15 protein-coding genes, 2 tRNA genes and 1 other RNA gene are annotated in these 16,806 nt (G+C 41.1%); 16 read left to right on the top strand and 2 right to left on the bottom strand.

The features are described from left to right. The first annotated feature begins 24 nt into the window (after window positions 1-24). From CWB76_RS02480 to CWB76_RS02460, 5 genes are all read left to right on the top strand, one after another. Window positions 25-100: transfer RNA gene (locus CWB76_RS02480), tRNA-Phe, on the top strand. Between the two features lie 42 nt (window positions 101-142). Next, window positions 143-218, top strand: a tRNA-Thr gene (locus tag CWB76_RS02475). A gap of 428 nt (window positions 219-646) precedes the next feature. Further along, on the top strand, window positions 647-2,062 hold the full coding sequence (locus tag CWB76_RS02470) for a TolC family protein (protein WP_138605258.1): 1,416 nt from the start codon (window positions 647-649) through the stop codon (window positions 2,060-2,062). Further along, on the top strand, window positions 2,052-3,347 hold the full coding sequence (locus CWB76_RS02465) for an efflux RND transporter periplasmic adaptor subunit (RefSeq protein WP_138605257.1): 1,296 nt from the start codon (window positions 2,052-2,054) through the stop codon (window positions 3,345-3,347). Before CWB76_RS02470 ends, CWB76_RS02465 begins: the two co-directional genes overlap by 11 nt. Next, entirely contained in the window at window positions 3,344-6,427 is a 3,084-nt protein-coding gene (locus CWB76_RS02460) for an efflux RND transporter permease subunit (protein WP_138605256.1), read from the top strand. Before CWB76_RS02465 ends, CWB76_RS02460 begins: the two co-directional genes overlap by 4 nt. A 146-nt stretch (window positions 6,428-6,573) precedes the next feature. On the opposite strand, the gene ssrS is transcribed toward CWB76_RS02460, so the two are convergent. Next, a non-coding RNA gene (ssrS, locus tag CWB76_RS02455) (6S RNA) lies at window positions 6,574-6,757 on the bottom strand. Window positions 6,758-6,982: 225 nt separating this feature from the next. Between ssrS and CWB76_RS02450 the strand changes: the two genes are divergently transcribed. From CWB76_RS02450 to CWB76_RS02435, 4 genes are read left to right on the top strand one after another with little or no spacing between them, the layout of a single operon-like run. Next, a complete protein-coding gene (locus CWB76_RS02450; protein WP_008110427.1) occupies window positions 6,983-7,546 on the top strand; it encodes a UPF0149 family protein in 564 nt (187 codons plus the stop codon). Window positions 7,547-7,582: 36 nt separating this feature from the next. Then, window positions 7,583-8,905, top strand: a complete 1,323-nt coding sequence (gene pepP, locus CWB76_RS02445; protein ID WP_013464149.1) for a Xaa-Pro aminopeptidase — start codon at window positions 7,583-7,585, stop codon at window positions 8,903-8,905. A gap of 14 nt (window positions 8,906-8,919) precedes the next feature. Further along, window positions 8,920-10,107 (top strand): 2-octaprenyl-6-methoxyphenyl hydroxylase, encoded by a 1,188-nt coding sequence (gene ubiH / locus CWB76_RS02440; protein ID WP_138605255.1) that lies wholly within the window; start codon window positions 8,920-8,922, stop codon window positions 10,105-10,107. Beyond that, window positions 10,104-11,270, top strand: coding sequence for an FAD-dependent monooxygenase (locus CWB76_RS02435; RefSeq protein WP_138605254.1), 1,167 nt, complete (start codon window positions 10,104-10,106; stop codon window positions 11,268-11,270). Before ubiH ends, CWB76_RS02435 begins: the two co-directional genes overlap by 4 nt. A gap of 248 nt (window positions 11,271-11,518) precedes the next feature. On the opposite strand, the gene CWB76_RS02430 is transcribed toward CWB76_RS02435, so the two are convergent. Beyond that, the gene (locus CWB76_RS02430) at window positions 11,519-12,718 is read right to left on the bottom strand and encodes an alpha/beta hydrolase-fold protein (protein ID WP_138605253.1); all 1,200 of its coding nucleotides are present in this window, start codon (window positions 12,716-12,718) and stop codon (window positions 11,519-11,521) included. Window positions 12,719-13,107: 389 nt separating this feature from the next. Between CWB76_RS02430 and rpsF the strand changes: the two genes are divergently transcribed. From rpsF to CWB76_RS02395, 7 genes are all read left to right on the top strand, one after another. Continuing rightward, complete coding sequence (gene rpsF / locus CWB76_RS02425) at window positions 13,108-13,449, top strand: 30S ribosomal protein S6 (RefSeq protein WP_008110420.1); 342 nt, start codon at window positions 13,108-13,110, stop codon at window positions 13,447-13,449. A gap of 43 nt (window positions 13,450-13,492) precedes the next feature. Next, the gene (gene priB, locus CWB76_RS02420; RefSeq protein WP_008466122.1) at window positions 13,493-13,810 is read left to right on the top strand and encodes a primosomal replication protein N; all 318 of its coding nucleotides are present in this window, start codon (window positions 13,493-13,495) and stop codon (window positions 13,808-13,810) included. A 12-nt stretch (window positions 13,811-13,822) separates the two neighbouring features. Continuing rightward, on the top strand, window positions 13,823-14,050 hold the full coding sequence (rpsR, locus tag CWB76_RS02415) for a 30S ribosomal protein S18 (RefSeq protein WP_002962753.1): 228 nt from the start codon (window positions 13,823-13,825) through the stop codon (window positions 14,048-14,050). Window positions 14,051-14,086: 36 nt separating this feature from the next. Then, window positions 14,087-14,539: a 50S ribosomal protein L9 gene (gene rplI, locus CWB76_RS02410; RefSeq protein ID WP_008110407.1), complete on the top strand. Its 453-nt coding sequence runs from the start codon at window positions 14,087-14,089 to the stop codon at window positions 14,537-14,539. A 227-nt stretch (window positions 14,540-14,766) separates the two neighbouring features. Next, window positions 14,767-15,318 (top strand): RNA polymerase sigma factor, encoded by a 552-nt coding sequence (locus CWB76_RS02405; protein WP_138605252.1) that lies wholly within the window; start codon window positions 14,767-14,769, stop codon window positions 15,316-15,318. Beyond that, window positions 15,305-15,790, top strand: a complete 486-nt coding sequence (locus tag CWB76_RS02400) for a hypothetical protein (protein WP_171039586.1) — start codon at window positions 15,305-15,307, stop codon at window positions 15,788-15,790. Before CWB76_RS02405 ends, CWB76_RS02400 begins: the two co-directional genes overlap by 14 nt. Window positions 15,791-15,799: 9 nt before the next feature. After that, the gene (locus CWB76_RS02395; protein WP_138605250.1) at window positions 15,800-16,738 is read left to right on the top strand and encodes a DUF4097 family beta strand repeat-containing protein; all 939 of its coding nucleotides are present in this window, start codon (window positions 15,800-15,802) and stop codon (window positions 16,736-16,738) included. Window positions 16,739-16,806 lie beyond the last annotated feature (68 nt).

The following is a 16,806-nucleotide window of genomic DNA, read 5'->3' as shown; positions in this document are numbered from 1 at the left end:
TGAGTTCACTAGCACTGTTTAAGTGCCTCGATAGCTCAGTTGGTAGAGCAGAGGATTGAAAATCCTCGTGTCCCTGGTTCGATTCCGGGTCGAGGCACCATTTATATAAAGCCTTGCTCATGCAAGGCTTTTTGTTTTGTGTGCCGACTTAGCTCAGCTGGTAGAGCAACTGACTTGTAATCAGTAGGTCAACCGTTCGACTCGGTTAGTCGGCACCATTTACAATGTAGCTAGAAAAAGAAACTGTAATCAGTAGTCTGTTCAAGTTACCCGTCGACTCGGTTAGTCGAAAGAATGTATACAAAGCCTCGCATATGCGAGGCTTTTTTGTTTTTGTCCTAAGTTCGGCGCAGCATTAAACCGCGTTCCATATGCAAATATATTTATATTTTTATTCCGCTTTAGCTGGTGTAATGCCAATAGCAAACTCTGCCGTATTTTCTATATCAACTTTTTAAGAGTTAAAATTAATTCTCTGATTAAAAGTTAGCTTGCTCATTTGTTTTTGATAGTTGTATTAACACTTAGCGCATTGAGTGAACTTACAATTTCACCGCAAGCTATGTAATGTTATGTAAAGTCAATTGAGCAAAGTTTGCTAAAGTGATTGAATAACATTCATAAATAGCATTGATCAGGTTTAAACATGATGTGGCAATATAAGCCATCTTTATTAGCAATAAGCATTATAGTGTTGAGCGGTTGTGCGAGTAACTTAAACCAATCGCAGCGCGAACAAACTCCAAATAATTTACCACAGCAGTGGCAACAACAAGCATCAAGTTCTGTATTAAAAGTGGATGATGAATGGTTAACTCAACTACACACGCCATTACTTAACAAATACGTAGAACAAGCGCTTAAAAACAACCAACAACTATTACAAACCAGCTATGATGTCGCTATTACTAAACAGCAACTAATAGTAACCGGATCAGCTCTTTGGCCTAGTTTAGATTTATCTTCGCGTACTAGCCGAAGCAAAAATAACCGGCCTGTTAGCTATAATAATGCCAGCTCTGTCAGCTTAAACTTAAATTACGAAGTTGACTTATGGGGTAAGCTGTCAGATTCAAAACGAGAAGCTAACCTTTCATATTTAGCTCAAAAAGCGCGTTTTGAACAAGCTAAACAGCAACTGGTTTCAGATGTTGTACAAGGCTGGTTTGATGTTGTGTCTGCGCAGCAGCTGCTTGATTTATACAAACGCCGTGAAGAAAATGCTAAGCAAAATCTCGATATAATTGAATCGGGTTACCGCCAAGGTATAAACGAAGCGCTCGATGTTTATTTAGCCCGCAATGAGCTAAATAACGAACGCTCACGCATTGCCACTCAAACAGCGAGCCTATCAAGTGCAGCGCGAGTGCTTGAACGCTTACTAGGCGAGTACCCAAAAGGGGCTATTGCAGCAAGTAATGACTTACCGGTTATTAACACAGAAATCCCACTGGGAATTCCATCTGAACTTATTACCCGAAAGCCCGCATTACTTGCCAGTTGGTATGAGTTATTAGCTACCGATGCGTCATTGGCTTATGCGCATAAACAGCGCTTTCCTAGTTTAAATTTAACTGCAAGCTTAAGTGATAGTACAGATAGGCTGAGTGATTTGTTTTCTCCTTCAAGCCTCGCATGGTCTTTACTCGGAAGTATTTCGGCACCTATTTTTGAGGGAGGACGTTTACAAGCCAATGAAGAAATTGCACGCCTGAATGCGCAAAAGCAAGAACAGCAATATTTACAAACCTTGTACGATGCATTTGCTGATGTAGAAAATGCGATATCGCAGCAGCAGTCTTTAAAAGCGCAGTACACCAGCACCCTCGAAGCACAAAAAAATGCACTTGCGGCCGAGCAGTTATCGTTTGAGCAATATCAAAGTGGCTTAGTAACTTACACCACAGTATTGGATGCACAAGGTCGCTCATTCGATGCGCAAAGTTCATTAATACAAATTAAAAACCAATTAATCGCAAATAGAATTAACCTACATGTTGCCCTCGGTGGTGATTTTGAAAAACCGTCAAGCGACTTAAAGAGCAATAACGATGAACACTAAAACAGCTAAAATTATTATTCCAGCCGCGGTTGTTGTTACCGCTCTTTTAATTGTATTTTTTATTAAGAGTAATCCGCCAGAGGCGAGACGCTTTAGTTCAGCACCAAAAGCAGCAATTAGTGTATCTGTACTTGAGCTTGTGCCTCAAAGTTATCAAGTAATGATAGACAGCTACGGTACAGTAAAACCTCGAACACAAAGCTTACTTGTTGCTCAAGCATCTGGGCAAATAATTGAAGTGAGCGATGAGTTTAGAGAAGGTGGCTTTTTTGAAAAAAGCGACGTGTTATTAAAGCTAGATGATAGAGATCATCAGGCAGAGGTTAAATCTGCACAAGCTAACTTGCTCACAGCAGAGCAAAGCTTATTAGAAGAAAAGGCCCGCGGGCAACAAGCACTGACTGATTGGAAGCGCCTTGGTGGTTCAAGCCAAGCTAGCAGCTTGGTATTACGTGAGCCGCAATTAGCAGCTGCGCAAGCACAAGTGCTATCGGCTCAAGCTGCTCTTGAAAAAGCAGAGCTTGATTTAGAGCGTACAAAGGTTACCGCACCTTATGCTGGGCGCATACTGAGTCGTAGTGTCGATTTAGGTCAAGTAGTGAGTAACAATACCCAACTTGCCACTATTTACGCTATTGATAGTGTTGAAATTCGCTTACCAATAAAAAATAAAGACCTTTCGTTTGTTAACCTGCCAGAGCAATACCGTAATGGTGCTAAAAACCAAGCGGGTTCGTTAGTTAAATTTAGTTCTGATTTAGTGGGGGAGCAAACATGGCAAGGCCAATTGGCACGCACCGAGGGCGCTATTGACCAAAACGCGCAGCAACTTTACGTGGTAGCAAAAATAGACGACCCATATAAATCAACCGCCAGTAATCAGTATCCAATTAAAATAGGGCAATACATTAAGGCGCAAATAGCGGGTAAAACGGTGCAAAATGCGTTGATCATTCCTAACAGCACAATTTACCAAGGTACTTATGTTTATGTGGTTGAAGGTGATGTATTAAAGCGTAAAGACGTTACTTTTGCATGGCAAAACGCCAATCAAGCAATGATCAAAACCGGTTTAAAAGCGAACGATAAATTAGTTGTTACGCCGCTAGGGCAAGTAAGCTCAGGCACTAAAGTGAGTATTTTAGGTGAAGAGCCAAAAGAAAAAGTACCTAAAAATAAGCGCCCGACTCGTGAGCAGCTAGAGCAAAAAGCAAAAGAGCTTGGTATTAGTGTTGAAGAGTTAATAAAAAAACGTCGCGCGGCCAAGCAAGGAGATAAAGCATGATTGCTTGGTTTACCAAAAACCATGTTGCTGCCAATTTATTGTTAGTAACTTTGTTGTTGTCGGGACTATTTAGTTTATCGAGTAAAATACCACTTGAGGTGTTTCCGTCTTTCGAAACAGACATGATAAGCGTAGGTGTTAGCCTGCGTGGTGCAACCCCTGAAGATGTAGAGCAGGGTGTAACAATTCGTATAGAAGAGGCCGTGCAAGACCTAGAGGGCATTAAACAAATATTTAGCCGCTCGTCAGAGGGCTCAGGCTCTGTAACCATTGAGGTTGAAAGTGGTTACGATCCTCGTGAACTGTTGGCTGATATTAAAAGCCGAGTGGATGCGATTAATACTTTTCCTGGCGATGCAGAAAAACCAATTGTTGCGCTGGCTGAGCGCAAAAGAGAAGTAATAGCCGTTACCGTATCAAGCGATTACGGCGAAAAAGAAACGCGTGAATACGCAGAAACAGTGCGAGATCAAATTCTGCGTTTGCCTAATGTAACCCAGGTAGAGCTAAGTGGTGTACGAGACTACGAGTTAGCCATTGAAGTTAGCCAAGACACACTTCGCCAATATAACCTGAGCCTTGCGCAAATATCGAGTGCGATTGCTAATTCGAGTTCTGATATTTCTGCCGGTAACTTAAAAACAGAAGGTGGAGACGTACTGATCAGCTCGAAAGGGCAGGCTTACCGTAAAGACGAATTTGCCAGCATAGTAGTAAAAAACCAAGCCGACGGAACGATTATCCGCTTAGGTGATATTGCTACAATTAAAGACGATTTTGAAGAAACGCCAGTACGCACCCGTTTTAATGGTAAGCAAGCGGCGTTTATAGACGTTTACCGAATTGGCCCGCAAAGCGCGATAACCGTGGCAGACGATGTTAAAAACTACATTGAAGAACAGCAAGCCACGCTACCACAAGGTTTTAAACTAAGTTATTGGGACGACGATTCAGAGCTAGTTAAAAGCCGTATCGCCACCTTAACCAGTAATGCTTTACAGGGTGGTATTTTAGTACTGGCACTACTCACGCTATTTTTACGCCCAGCAATTGCATTTTGGGTGTTTATTGGTATTCCAGTATCGTTTATGGGCGCATTTATCGCGATGCCAATTTTTGGTGTAACGTTAAATATAATGAGCTTATTCGGCTTTATTTTAGTACTTGGTATTGTAGTTGATGACGCCATAGTAACCGGCGAGAACGTGTATACCCATTTAAAAACGGCAAAATCGGGTGAGCAGGCTGCTATATTGGGTACTCAAGAAGTTGCGACTCCGGTTACCTTTGGTGTACTGACGACTGTTGCTGCCTTTTTACCTTTAGCATTTATTGAAGGCGCGCGCGGCGCCTTATTTGCACAAATTCCGGTAGTCGTTATTCCAGTTTTATTGTTCTCGCTAATTGAATCTAAATTTGTGTTACCAGCACATTTAAAATACATAAAACTACGCCATCAAAAAGGTGAACCATCTAAGCTTGAAGCGATTCAGCAACGCTTTGCAGATGGCTTTGAAAGTGCAATTTTAAAATATTACCAACCTATATTAAACACTGCTTTACGCCATAAACTAGCAACGGTTAGTTTATTTGTGGGGGTATTTTTTATTATTTTAACCATGATCACCAGTGGTTGGACTAAGTTTATCTTTTTCCCACGAATTCCTAGCGAAACTGTACGAGTCAATCTAACACTGCCAACAGGTACACCGTTTGAAGTAACCAATAAATACGTGATTGATATGTCCGAAAAAGCGCAGCAATTACAAGACAAATATCGCGATCCTAATACAGGCGAAAGCGTTATTTTAAATATATTAGCCACTACAGGCGGACGCGGTGGTGCGTCTAACTCCGGAGCGGTACGCTTTGAGATAACACCTGCTGAGCAGCGTGAATCAGACATAGGCTCACGCGAGCTTGCAAGTGAATGGCGCGATTTAATTGGTGTTATTCCTGGCGCTGAAAGCCTAACATTTAGAGCTGAAATTGGCCGAAGTTCAGACCCAATAGACGTTCAACTAAGTGGTACTTCACTAACAATATTGCAAGATGTGGCTGATAATATTAAAAATCGTTTAGCAACGTACCCAACGGTGTTTGATATTGCCGACAGTATGTCTGACGGTAAAGAAGAGTTGCGTATAGAGCTTACGCAACAAGGTTTGGCGCTTGGTTTAAATCGTGTAAATGTAGCAGGGCAAGTGCGAAATTCGTTTTTTGGCTCGCAGGTTCAGCGTATTCAACGCGGACGAGACGACGTGCGTGTAATGGTACGTTTACCTATTGATGAGCGCCGCTCTGTAGCTGATTTACAAAACATACTAATAAATACTCCCGATGGCGGTTCTGTACCATTGTCGCATGTGGCAACGCTTACGGCAGGGCAAAGCCCATCAACCATAAACCGTATTGATCGTTATCGCACACTAAACGTGACGGCTGATATTGAAAAAAACAACACCAACATGACGGTGCTTCAAGCCGACCTAGCACAATATTTAGACGAGTTAATGCAGCAATACCCAGGTGTTGATTACAAACTCGAAGGTGAAGCCAAAGAGCAAAGAGAGTCGTTTGGCTCACTGGCTTGGGCGTTAGTGTTTGTGTTTTTTATAATTTATGCGTTATTGGCCATTCCGTTTAAGTCATACATGCAACCAATTATTGTTATGAGTGTTATTCCATTTGGCATGATTGGCGCAGTAGTAGGGCACTGGATAATGGGTATGGATTTAACCATTATGAGCCTACTAGGTATGCTTGCGTTAATAGGGGTTGTAGTGAACGATTCGCTTGTATTAGTCGATTTCATTAATAAAAAACGCAGCGAAGGTGGCGATTTAATAGAGGCAGTTAAACTTGCTGGCGCATCGCGCTTTCGCCCGGTTATGCTCACCAGTTTAACCACTTTTATAGGTTTAATGCCGCTGCTGTTTGAAAAGGCGACTCAGGCGCAGTTTTTAATACCTATGGCAGTAAGCTTAGGATTTGGGATTATATTTGCGACTTTTATAACCTTATTACTTGTTCCCGTTAACTATATGCTGATGGAGCGCTTTCAAGGTTGGTTTAAGTAGTGTTAGGCATTAAAAAGACAAAGGGATAGGTGTTAGAAATAAGTTTAATATCGGGCTGTGGAAACGCAGTTCGATATATTTAAAGACGAAAGATAGGGAATATTTAGTTATAAAGAAATGCTTGAGAACCTAAGCTATAAAGGAAGGTGTTCCCCGAGAATGCGGTGCCCGGTGTCAGTCCTGAAACCTTGAGGTTTCAGGGCGGAAATCTGCGGTTTACCGTAGGCTTCTCGGTACATGCCGAGCTTGCACAATAGTAAACGAACAAAAATCCTGGTATAAAATTTATCGGCTCAGGGACTTAACCAAGCTCCTGCACCCCAGGGAACAAATTTAGTATATAAGACATATTCCAATCCTTAAACCCCAATCGTAAAAAATTAAACTGTTCGCTCAGTTTTCCTCCACATTTAATCTTGTATTTACTTTTAAGATTGCTTTTTGAACTCAATTTGCTTTTCAATCGCTTGCTTTTGACCTCAGTCATAGAATTCATTGGAGTTGCTTTTTATCGAGTGGTAGCATTGCTTTAATTAGCAAAGCGAAGACGTCATTATGAATAACTTACCAGATTACGAAAAAGCCCAACTTCTTTTAGAGAAAAATGAAATATTTGTATCACCCGCAGAAGCGCATGGCGTTATTAGCGGCTTACTTGCTTGTGGGCTAAGCATTGACGATAAAGAATACTTAGGCTTACTGAGCGATGTATTTAATGATGGCGAGTCGTTTAGCAACGATTTAAAACAGTTTTTTGGCCAAATTTATCAACAAGTGGTTGAAAGTTTTAATAACGAAGAGTTTCAATTTGACTTGTTTTTACCTAGTGATGACGAAACACTCATCGATCAGGCTAACGGGCTCGTATCATGGGTAGCTGGGTTTATGTTGGGTTTTGGCTTAAAGCAAAAAGATTATGGCAAGCTGTCGGCAGATGTAAAAGAAGTGATCAGCGACTTTAGCGAGATTACACGCCTAGATACAACCTTTGAAGAAACCGAAGAAGATAGCCAAGCACTCCATGAAGTGATTGAGTACGTCCGTGTATCGGCGCTATTGTGTTTTGCTGAGCTAGGCAAAGAGCAAAATCCACAAAGCAACAAAAAAACACTGCATTAATTGAGCAACACAATAAAAGTAATGGGTTAGTTATTAATGGTTGAAATACAAAAGTCAGAGTTTAAAGCGCGCCGCGAGCGTTTATTGGCGGCAATGGATAATAACAGTATTGCTATAATTCCCGCTGCAACGGAGCTCACGCGTAGCCGTGATACTCATTATCCGTTTCGACAAGACAGTGACTTTTTTTACTTAACTGGTTTTAACGAACCCGATGCCGTGTTGGTGCTTTGCAAAAACAGTGATACACCCTCACTATTATTTTGTTTAGATAAAGACAAACTTGCAGAGGTATGGCACGGCAGACGCATTGGTTTTGAAAAAGCACAAAGCGAATACTTATTCGACAAAACTTATGCACTTAGTGCGCTAAATGAACAATTATTGAATTTGGTGAACGGCCAACAGATTTTATTTTATGCACAAGGGACGTATCCTGCCTTTGATGGCAAAGTATTTTCAATGCTTAACACTTTGCGCAGTGCCCCTAAAAAAGGGGATACAGCACCGAGTACAATTAAAGATATTCGCCCTTTATTGCATGAAATGCGCTTATTTAAATCGCCAGGCGAAATTAACATTATGCGTGAGGGCTGTGAAATAAGCGCTCGAGCACACATGCGAGCCATGCGTTTTTCCCACGTTGGCGCAACCGAGTTTCAACTAGAGGCAGAGCTTCATCATCACTATGCTATGAATGGGGCGCCACATCCTGCTTATGGCACTATTGTCGGCAGTGGCGATAACGCCAATATTTTGCACTACACCCAAAATAGCGACGTATTAAACAATGGCGACTTAGTACTGATTGATTCAGGCTGTGAGCTACAAGGCTACGCCGCCGATATAACACGTACCTTCCCCGTTAACGGTAAATTTAGCACTGAGCAAGCTGCGCTTTATAATATTGTACTTAAAGCGCAAGAAATTGCATTTAGCGAAATAAAACCCGGTGGCCTTTTATCTCAGGCAAATAAACTCGCTATGCAAGTACTAACCCAAGGGTTACTTGATTTAGGTATTTTAACCGGCGATTTTGATGAGTTAATGGCACAAGGTGCCTGTAAAGAATACTACATGCATGGTCTTGGTCACTGGTTAGGGCTTGATGTTCATGATGTGGGCGATTACAAGGTTAATAACCAAGAGCGTGTCTTAGAGCCGGGTATGGTGCTAACCATTGAGCCTGGGCTGTATATTAGTAAAGACTCAAATGCGCCTCAAAAATACCAAGGTATAGGTATTCGTATTGAAGATAACTTATTAGTAACTGATTCAGGTCACGACAACTTAACCATTAGCGTGCCTAAAACAATTAGTGAAATAGAAGCGTTAATGCAAAGCGCTAAAAACGCATAAGCTTGGAGATAAAAGTGGCTAAGCAGTTTGATATTGTAGTAATTGGTGGTGGTTTAGTCGGCGCAAGTTGTGCTCTAAGTATAAGTAAAAAAAATCCCAGCTTAAATATTGCTGTAATTGAAGCAAATCAAGTAACCACTGATTATCATCCAAGCTTTGATGACAGAAGTATCGCACTTGCCCAGCAGTCGGTAGAGTATTTACAAAGCCTCAATTTATTTGAAATGAACGCTCCCTATGCTGCAGCCATAAAAAAAGTGAGTGTGTCAGACAAAGGGCACTTTGGTAAAACCCATATACAGTGTGATGAGTTTGCAAAACCCTCATTAGGTTATGTGGTAGAGGTAAACCCATTTGGCAGAGCGCTGCATCAGCGTTTAATGCAATCAAACATATCGCTTTTTTGCCCAGATAGCGTAACAGCGATAAAACAAAATGCCGATAGTAATGAACTTACATTACAAAGTGGTGAAAAACTGAGTGCTAAGCTGTTGGTGATTGCCGACGGTGCACAGTCGCCAACTCGTAATTTATTGGGGCTCGGCTTCAATACCCAGCCTTATGAACAAGGTGCGATTATTGCCAATATAGAAGTCGCTGGTGGGCACCATCATCAGGCGTTTGAGCGGTTTACCCAAAATGGACCTATGGCTTTATTACCCATGAGTAATAACCGCTATTCGTTAGTATGGTGTATGCGCCAAGAACATATTGAGCAGTATATGTCGCTAAGTGAACCAGACTTTATAAGTGCGCTGCAAACTGCCTTTGGTTATCGTGCTGGGCAGTTTATAAAAGTCGGTATGCGCGCCAGTTATCCACTGGTTTATGGGCAAATAGAATCGTTAACGGCGCATCGTACTGTGGTAATAGGTAACGCAGCACACGCCATTCACCCAATTGCAGGACAAGGCTTTAATTTAGGGCTGCGCGACGTACAAGTGCTGAGTAACTTAATGGCAAACAGTGAACATGATTTAGGTAGCTATGCTTTTACTCGTCAATATTCAATTAAGCGCAGTGATGATATAAACACTGTGATGACATTGACCGATGCCTTGGTTCGACTTTTTTCAAACTCATCACGGGTGTTAGCGCTTGGTCGAAGTATTGGGCTATTTTCAATGGATTTATTTCCTGCATTAAAAGCCCCATTAGCAAAACAATTAATGGGTCAAGTTAAACAAGGTACACGTTTATGAAACAAGTACAGGTTTGTATAGTGGGTGGTGGCTGCGTTGGGTTAACGCTGGCGCTCGGGCTTGCTAAAGCGAATATTAGCGTGGCTGTGTTAGATGCTGCGCCAACTCAAGCTCCACCGAGTGATGATTATGGCTTACGAGTTAGTGCACTAAGTATTGCCAGCCAGACCTTACTGGAGCAATTAAATGTATGGCCACACATAATAGCTGAGCGTGCTTGTGCTTATACGCACATGGATGTTCGTGATGCCGACAGCTTTGGAAAAATAGCCTTTAATAACGAGCAACTTGAGCTTGAGCATTTAGGGCACATAGTTGAAAACGATATTATTCGCTTTGCGCTAATAAAAGAGCTTGAGCAACAAAGTAATGCCACACTGATGTTTGATACCGAGTATCAGCAAATACATCAAAGTGAGTCTGATGTATTTATTAATTTAAAAACTGGCGAACCTATTATTGCTAAGTTGCTGGTGGCGGCTGATGGCGCAAATTCAGCGATTCGTAAACAGTTTAATATGGCGCTGAGCTTTAAAGATTACGATCACCATGCGTTAGTAGCGACAGTTAAAACCAAAGAGTCACATGCAAATACCGCACGCCAAGTGTTTTTACCAACCGGGCCACTAGCGTTTTTACCACTAAGCGATGAGCATACTCATTCAATTGTGTGGTCAACCAGCCCCAATCATTGCGATGAATTGTTAGCAATGGACGACACCGCCTTTAATAAAGCAGTTATGGCTGCCATAGATGGCCAATGTGGTTTATGCGAAGTGCAAAGTAAGCGCGTCGCATTCCCACTTAAAATGCGTTACGCCCAACAATGGGTTAATGGCAAGGTGGTGTTAATGGGCGATGCAGCGCATACCATTCATCCATTAGCAGGGCTCGGTATGAACCTAGGCCTAAAAGATGCCGCTTATTTAATTGAGTTATTAACAAGGGATAGCGAGGAGTTTGCAAGTACTCGGAGACTGCGTGATTACGAACGTACCCGTAAGCTCGACGCACAAAAACACATCGCCATGATGCAAGGGCTAAAAGAGCTATTTGAAGGTGCAAACCCAGTTAAAAAGCTGATTCGCGGAGTCGGGCTATCGCTGGTTGATAATCTTGGGCCTATAAAGCACCTGTTCGCCAAAGAAGCGATAGGGAAGTGATAAAGACAAGCAGTCAGTTTTTAGCTATCAGCTTTCAGCCAAAGAAAAACCGATGTTTAGTTTAAACATCGGTTTTTTTGTTTATAGGCTAATGTCTTTAAAAAGCTATGCTTTTCACGCGAGCAAGCTCGGCGTTTACAATAAACCTTAATACCGAGTTTGGTTCTAATTGTAGGCGTACAGCTTGCTGACGGGACGAGCGAAGCTCGTAATTATCGTTAGCTAAAAAGCGCTTGGAATTAAATCAGCTACAAATTTTCTTGTGCTTCATTCACCATATCTTGCAGTGCATCGATTAACAATGGGTCACGCGAGTTCTGTTTAGCAAGTTCTAGTGCGTGTGTCATGCTGGTAACGGCTTCTTTAAACTGTTTGTCAGCAGTGTAGCCTTGCGATAATCGCATGTGGGAGTAAGCTGCATTTGGGTAATCGCGAGTAAAGTGTTTAAGCGTCGTTATCGCTTTTTTAGTGTTGCCAAACTTTTGCTGGCGGTGGGCAAATTCTACGTACACATCTTGTGGAATTTTAAGCTCAAATCCGTACTTATCACTAAGTGCTTGGTAATAACCGGTAATAAGCGATACATCCGCAAATTTTCCGTGCTCGTCAGTCACTTTAAATATTAGGTCGCTAAATAAGTGAATTAAGCTATCGCTAAGTGCTGGAAGTATGGTGCCCATATGAGTAAAAGAGGGGTAATGCTTATATTCCCATTTCAGCTGCGTGGGCATTTGTTGCTCTAAATTTACTAAAGTATTTAATGCACCTGTATAAAAGCGTGCGCCTTCGCTTGCTACACTAATAAATAGCGCTTGAGCGCCTTTAGGGTTTTTAGTGTATTTAGTGATATTACTTTTTAGCTCTTCATCACTCCACCAACTATTTGGGCTTATGGCTATATAGTTGTTAAATAATTCCGGCTGATTAACTAAAGTATAAAGCGCTAATGTACCAGCATTAGAATGACCAATTAAGGTGTTGTAACCATTAGTTGGGTAGTTGCTATTTATGAAGGGCATGAGTTCGCCAGACACAAACTTTAAAAAATTATCGGTTTGCCCTGCGTCAGGCCATTTGTTTTTAACAAAGGTTTGAAACTCCGTTTTAGGCTCCCCTTGTACTTTAGGTAAGTAATCACGAACACGGTTAGTTGTATCAATAGCAACAAGCATGGCATTAGGTATCTGATCGTAATCAACAAGGGATTTGATTACGCCAGACGCCGTATGAAAGTGTTCAACACCATCAAGTAAATAAATAACGTAAAGCGGCTGATCGTCTTTTACGGTTTCAGGTATGAAGATGCTGATTGGTCTGTCTTCGTTAAGTATTTTTGATTGTAGAATGACCTTTTTACCCACGGTTATGTCGATTGTAGCGGTGTCTGCATAGCTTAAAAAAGGCGTACTAAAAGTAAGTATTAACACAAGCGATAGTAAAAGCTTCATAAATATCCTTATTAAATAATGTGTTGCTTAATAATTGCACGACTTTAGATTTGAGTAAATGTTTATATTTTAGGGGCAAATGTAGGGCTTAAGTAATTAAAGGCTACGCTTTTCACGCGAGCAAGCTCGCGCCTACCTAGTAAATATTAAACACTTATCTTTATTTTACTTATTGATATAAAGGGAGCATCTAATAATGTATTCCCGAAACCCGAAACCCGAAACCCGAAACCTTTAACACTTATCTATCAAAGCTTAAAAAACCTGCTTGCTTAATTATCCTACTAAGCGTAAAATGCGCGCTCATTTCGGCTTTTAAACTATTAATTCCTTGCCTTAAACCGACCGGCCGAAACGGTAGAAGGCTCTATTAACCGTAAGGAATATCCATGCGTCATTACGAAATCGTATTCATGGTTCACCCTGATCAGAGTGAGCAAGTATCTGGTATGATCGAACGTTATACTGGTTCTATCACTGAAGCAGGTGGTACTATCCACCGTCTTGAAGACTGGGGCCGTCGTCAACTGGCTTACCCAATCAACAAGCTTCATAAAGCTCATTATGTTCTTATGAACGTTGAAGCACCAACTGAAGTAATCAGCGAGCTAGAAACTACTTTCCGCTACAACGATGCAGTGCTTCGTAACTTAGTTATGCGTACTAAAAACGCTGTAACTGAAGCGTCTCCTCTTGTAAGAGAAGAGAAGAAAGAAGCACCAGCTGCTTAATTGTTTTGAGTCCTAGCATGGCACGTAGTCAGCAGTTACTATAATGGTTAGCCCATATACGAATCAGCTGGTTATATCGGGGGTAGTTTGTAAAACACCCAAGTTTAGCCAAAGCCCCGCGGGCATACCGCATTGTATTTTTGTTGTAGAACATAAATCAATGCAAGTTGAAGCAGATCTTAACCGTAATAGTTATGTTAGGCTTCAGGTGGTTGCCAGTGGTAAGCAAATGCAACAACAGACTCAACATTTGCACGTTGGGCAGGCATTGCAAGTGAGTGGTTTTTTAAATCGCCACGAAGGTCGTAACGGCCTTAGCCAATTGGTTTTGCATGCTCAGCATATAGAAAGAATTATTTGAGGAATTAATCTCATGGCACGTTATTTCAGACGTCGTAAGTTCTGCCGCTTTAAAGCGGAAGGCGTACAACAAATCGATTACAAAGATCTAGCTACTCTTAGAAACTATGTTACAGAAAGTGGCAAAATCGTACCTAGCCGTATCACAGGTACTAGCGCTAAATACCAGCGCCAGCTAGCAACTGCTATTAAGCGTGCTCGCTACTTAGCCCTTCTTCCATACACTGACTTACATAAGTAAGCAGCGGATTAACACGTTTTTAAAAGGTGTAGAAACATGCAAGTTATTCTACTAGATAAGATCGCTAACCTAGGTGGCCTAGGTGACCAGGTTGTAGTTAAATCTGGCTTCGCACGTAACTTCCTTTTCCCACAAGGTAAGGCAGTTCCTGCAACTAAAGCAAACATTGAAACGTTTGACGCACGTCGCGCAGAACTAGAAGCAAAAATCGCTGAACAGTTAACTGCAGCACAAGCACGCGCTGACAAACTTGAAGCATTAGCTGAAGTTACATTAGTATCTAAAGCTGGTGACGAAGGTAAATTATTCGGTTCAATCGGTACTCGTGACATCGCTGACGCTATCTCAGCTGTTGGTGTTGAAGTTGCTAAATCAGAAGTTCGTTTACCTCTAGGTACTATCCGTGAGACTGGCGAATTTGACGTTGCAATCGCAGTACACTCAGACGTAACAGCTACTATTAAAGTAATCGTTATTGCTGAAGCTTAATTTTTAGAATTAAGTTTAAAAAAAAACCGTGCTTTGCACGGTTTTTTTGTGTCTAAAATTTATAACCCAAAGCAATAAATTGTTTGTTGTGGGTAAAATTAAGCACGTTTCTAAAATAAACCTTCATTTTCTACAAATATTTTCTATTTCATTTAAACCTTTCTATTCTTCTGCGCGTCTTATAAGTTAAATTGCAATTACATAATTATAAACAGGAAAAATTTGCGATGTTAATGGACGCTAATCAGCCAATAACTGATCAAGTGCAGCAAATGCTTATTGATCAAGTTAAAAACGGCGACCAGTTAGCCTATAAAGCGCTCTATGACATGCATAAAGCAAAAGTTTACGGCTTATGCCTGAGGCTAATAGCCGATGAGGGCCATGCGCAAGATGCTACCCAAGAAGTGTTTGTGCAAGTATGGAACAAAATAGCGCAATTTGATGGACGTTCGCAGTTTTCCACTTGGCTTTACAGTGTCGCCAGTAATATTGCTATTAGTTATGTGCGCAGGCAAAAACATTGGCTTAATAAAGTAATTAGCTTTGAGCAAAGCGGAATGGATGAACAAGCTGCACATGACTGTAACGGATTAAACGGGCTAGATAAATTAATTGTTAGACTGCCTGAGCGCGCAAGAATGGTATTTGTGCTTTATGCAGTAGAAGGTTATAGGCATGAGGAAATTGCAACCCTGTTAGGCATGGCGATAGGCTCTAGTAAGGCGCAATATCATCGTGCAAGGCAACTATTAAAGCAGTGGTATGAAAATGAGTAAAACAAATTTTGATGACTACTTAAATGAGTCTTTAACCCAGTTAGATAAAAATATTCCACCAAAAAAAGAACTGTGGGATGGGATTGAGCGCGCAATAATAGCTAATAATCAGCCCGCTATTAATAGCAATCAATATTGGCCAAAACTCACCGCCATTGCTGCATGTTTTACCGCGGCTTTAGTGAGTACAGTGTTGTTATTTAAAGTACCAGAGGCAAATACTGCAGTGGCAATGAGTGAGTTTTTTACTAAACAAAAACAAAGTTTACTAGTGCAATATCAAAGCCAAGCAGCATTGACCGACAACTGGCAAGTGCAGTTACAAGAACTTGAAGATGCAGAGCAAGCAATAAAGCAAACTCTTGAAAATGAACCGAAAAACAAGGCGCTATTGTCTATGTTAGCGCAAGTTTATCAACAACAACTCGACTTAATTAACAAGGTGCATGCACCGCGTTGGCAACACATCTAGGAGAAATAAATGAAAGCAATAATATTAGGGATCGCTTTATTACCCATGGCCGTATTTGCTGGTGAAAAAATAGATCAGCAAATTGAGGTACCCAATGCTGGGGTGATCCACATTGAAAACCAGCGTGGTGATATTAAAGTGACAGGTTGGGATAAAAATCAATTTAAAGTAACCGGTGAACTTGATGATAAGGCACAAGGCTACACACTTAAAACACAGGGTAATAAAACCCAGTTTATTGTGAAAATGCCTGAACTTTCTAATTGGGATAATAACAACAATGGCTCAACGCTCACTATTTTTATGCCAAAAAGTAGTGCGCTAGAATTTGTGGGTGTTAATGCATCTATAACGGCCAAAGAGTTACAAAAAGGTACTGAAATTGATGTAGTTAATGGGGCTATTACAGTAAACGATCTTAATGGCGATATTAAGCTGACCACTGTAAATGGTGACATTAAGGCAAAAGCACTTAATGGTAAAGTTCAATTTGAAACTGTTAATGGTTCGATTGATGATCAGCAATCTAGCGGTGAAGTTCGTTTTAGTGCGGTTAATGGCGATATTACATCAAACTCGACGGCCAATGATATTCGCTTAGAAAACGTAAATGGCGATATTAACTTTAATTTCGATACAATTAAAGAATTACAAATAAGCACCGTTAACGGCGAAGTTAAGGTACAAATTAACCGCCTTCTGAGTGATGCTGATGTGAGTTTTGAATCTGTTAGTGGTAACGCTGCGTTTTATTTCCCTGCTGATTTATCAGCACAATTTGAGGTTGAAGCACACGCTGGCGGTAAAATTGACAACCAGTTAACTAACGATCAAGTACAAAAAGCCAAATATGGCCCAGCAAGTGGAATTAAGTTTAATACTAATGGCACTGATGCTAGCGTAGAGATGAATACTATTAGCGGTGTTATCGAACTTAAACGTCAATAATTAGCTATTTTATTTTAAGTAACAAAAAGCAGGAAAAGATTTCCTGCTTTGCTATTTGCACAGCCCCG

This window comes from Pseudoalteromonas sp. S1609 (assembly GCF_005887255.1).
Lineage (GTDB): Bacteria > Pseudomonadota > Gammaproteobacteria > Enterobacterales > Alteromonadaceae > Pseudoalteromonas.
The sequence above is the reverse complement of the archived record's forward strand: the minus strand, read 5'-3'. Positions and strand labels throughout refer to the sequence as shown.

Coding starts and splice junctions, on each gene's coding strand:
- rplI (WP_008110407.1), top strand. CDS start 14,087: ATGCAAGTTATTCTACTAGATAAGATCGCTAACCTAGGTGGCCTAGGT.
- CWB76_RS02400 (WP_171039586.1), top strand. CDS start 15,305: ATGAAAATGAGTAAAACAAATTTTGATGACTACTTAAATGAGTCTTTA.
- rpsF (WP_008110420.1), top strand. CDS start 13,108: ATGCGTCATTACGAAATCGTATTCATGGTTCACCCTGATCAGAGTGAG.
- CWB76_RS02435 (WP_138605254.1), top strand. CDS start 10,104: ATGAAACAAGTACAGGTTTGTATAGTGGGTGGTGGCTGCGTTGGGTTA.
- CWB76_RS02470 (WP_138605258.1), top strand. CDS start 647: ATGATGTGGCAATATAAGCCATCTTTATTAGCAATAAGCATTATAGTG.
- rpsR (WP_002962753.1), top strand. CDS start 13,823: ATGGCACGTTATTTCAGACGTCGTAAGTTCTGCCGCTTTAAAGCGGAA.
- CWB76_RS02450 (WP_008110427.1), top strand. CDS start 6,983: ATGAATAACTTACCAGATTACGAAAAAGCCCAACTTCTTTTAGAGAAA.
- CWB76_RS02430 (WP_138605253.1), bottom strand. CDS start 12,718: ATGAAGCTTTTACTATCGCTTGTGTTAATACTTACTTTTAGTACGCCT.
- CWB76_RS02465 (WP_138605257.1), top strand. CDS start 2,052: ATGAACACTAAAACAGCTAAAATTATTATTCCAGCCGCGGTTGTTGTT.
- pepP (WP_013464149.1), top strand. CDS start 7,583: ATGGTTGAAATACAAAAGTCAGAGTTTAAAGCGCGCCGCGAGCGTTTA.
- priB (WP_008466122.1), top strand. CDS start 13,493: ATGGTTAGCCCATATACGAATCAGCTGGTTATATCGGGGGTAGTTTGT.
- CWB76_RS02405 (WP_138605252.1), top strand. CDS start 14,767: ATGTTAATGGACGCTAATCAGCCAATAACTGATCAAGTGCAGCAAATG.
- CWB76_RS02395 (WP_138605250.1), top strand. CDS start 15,800: ATGAAAGCAATAATATTAGGGATCGCTTTATTACCCATGGCCGTATTT.
- CWB76_RS02460 (WP_138605256.1), top strand. CDS start 3,344: ATGATTGCTTGGTTTACCAAAAACCATGTTGCTGCCAATTTATTGTTA.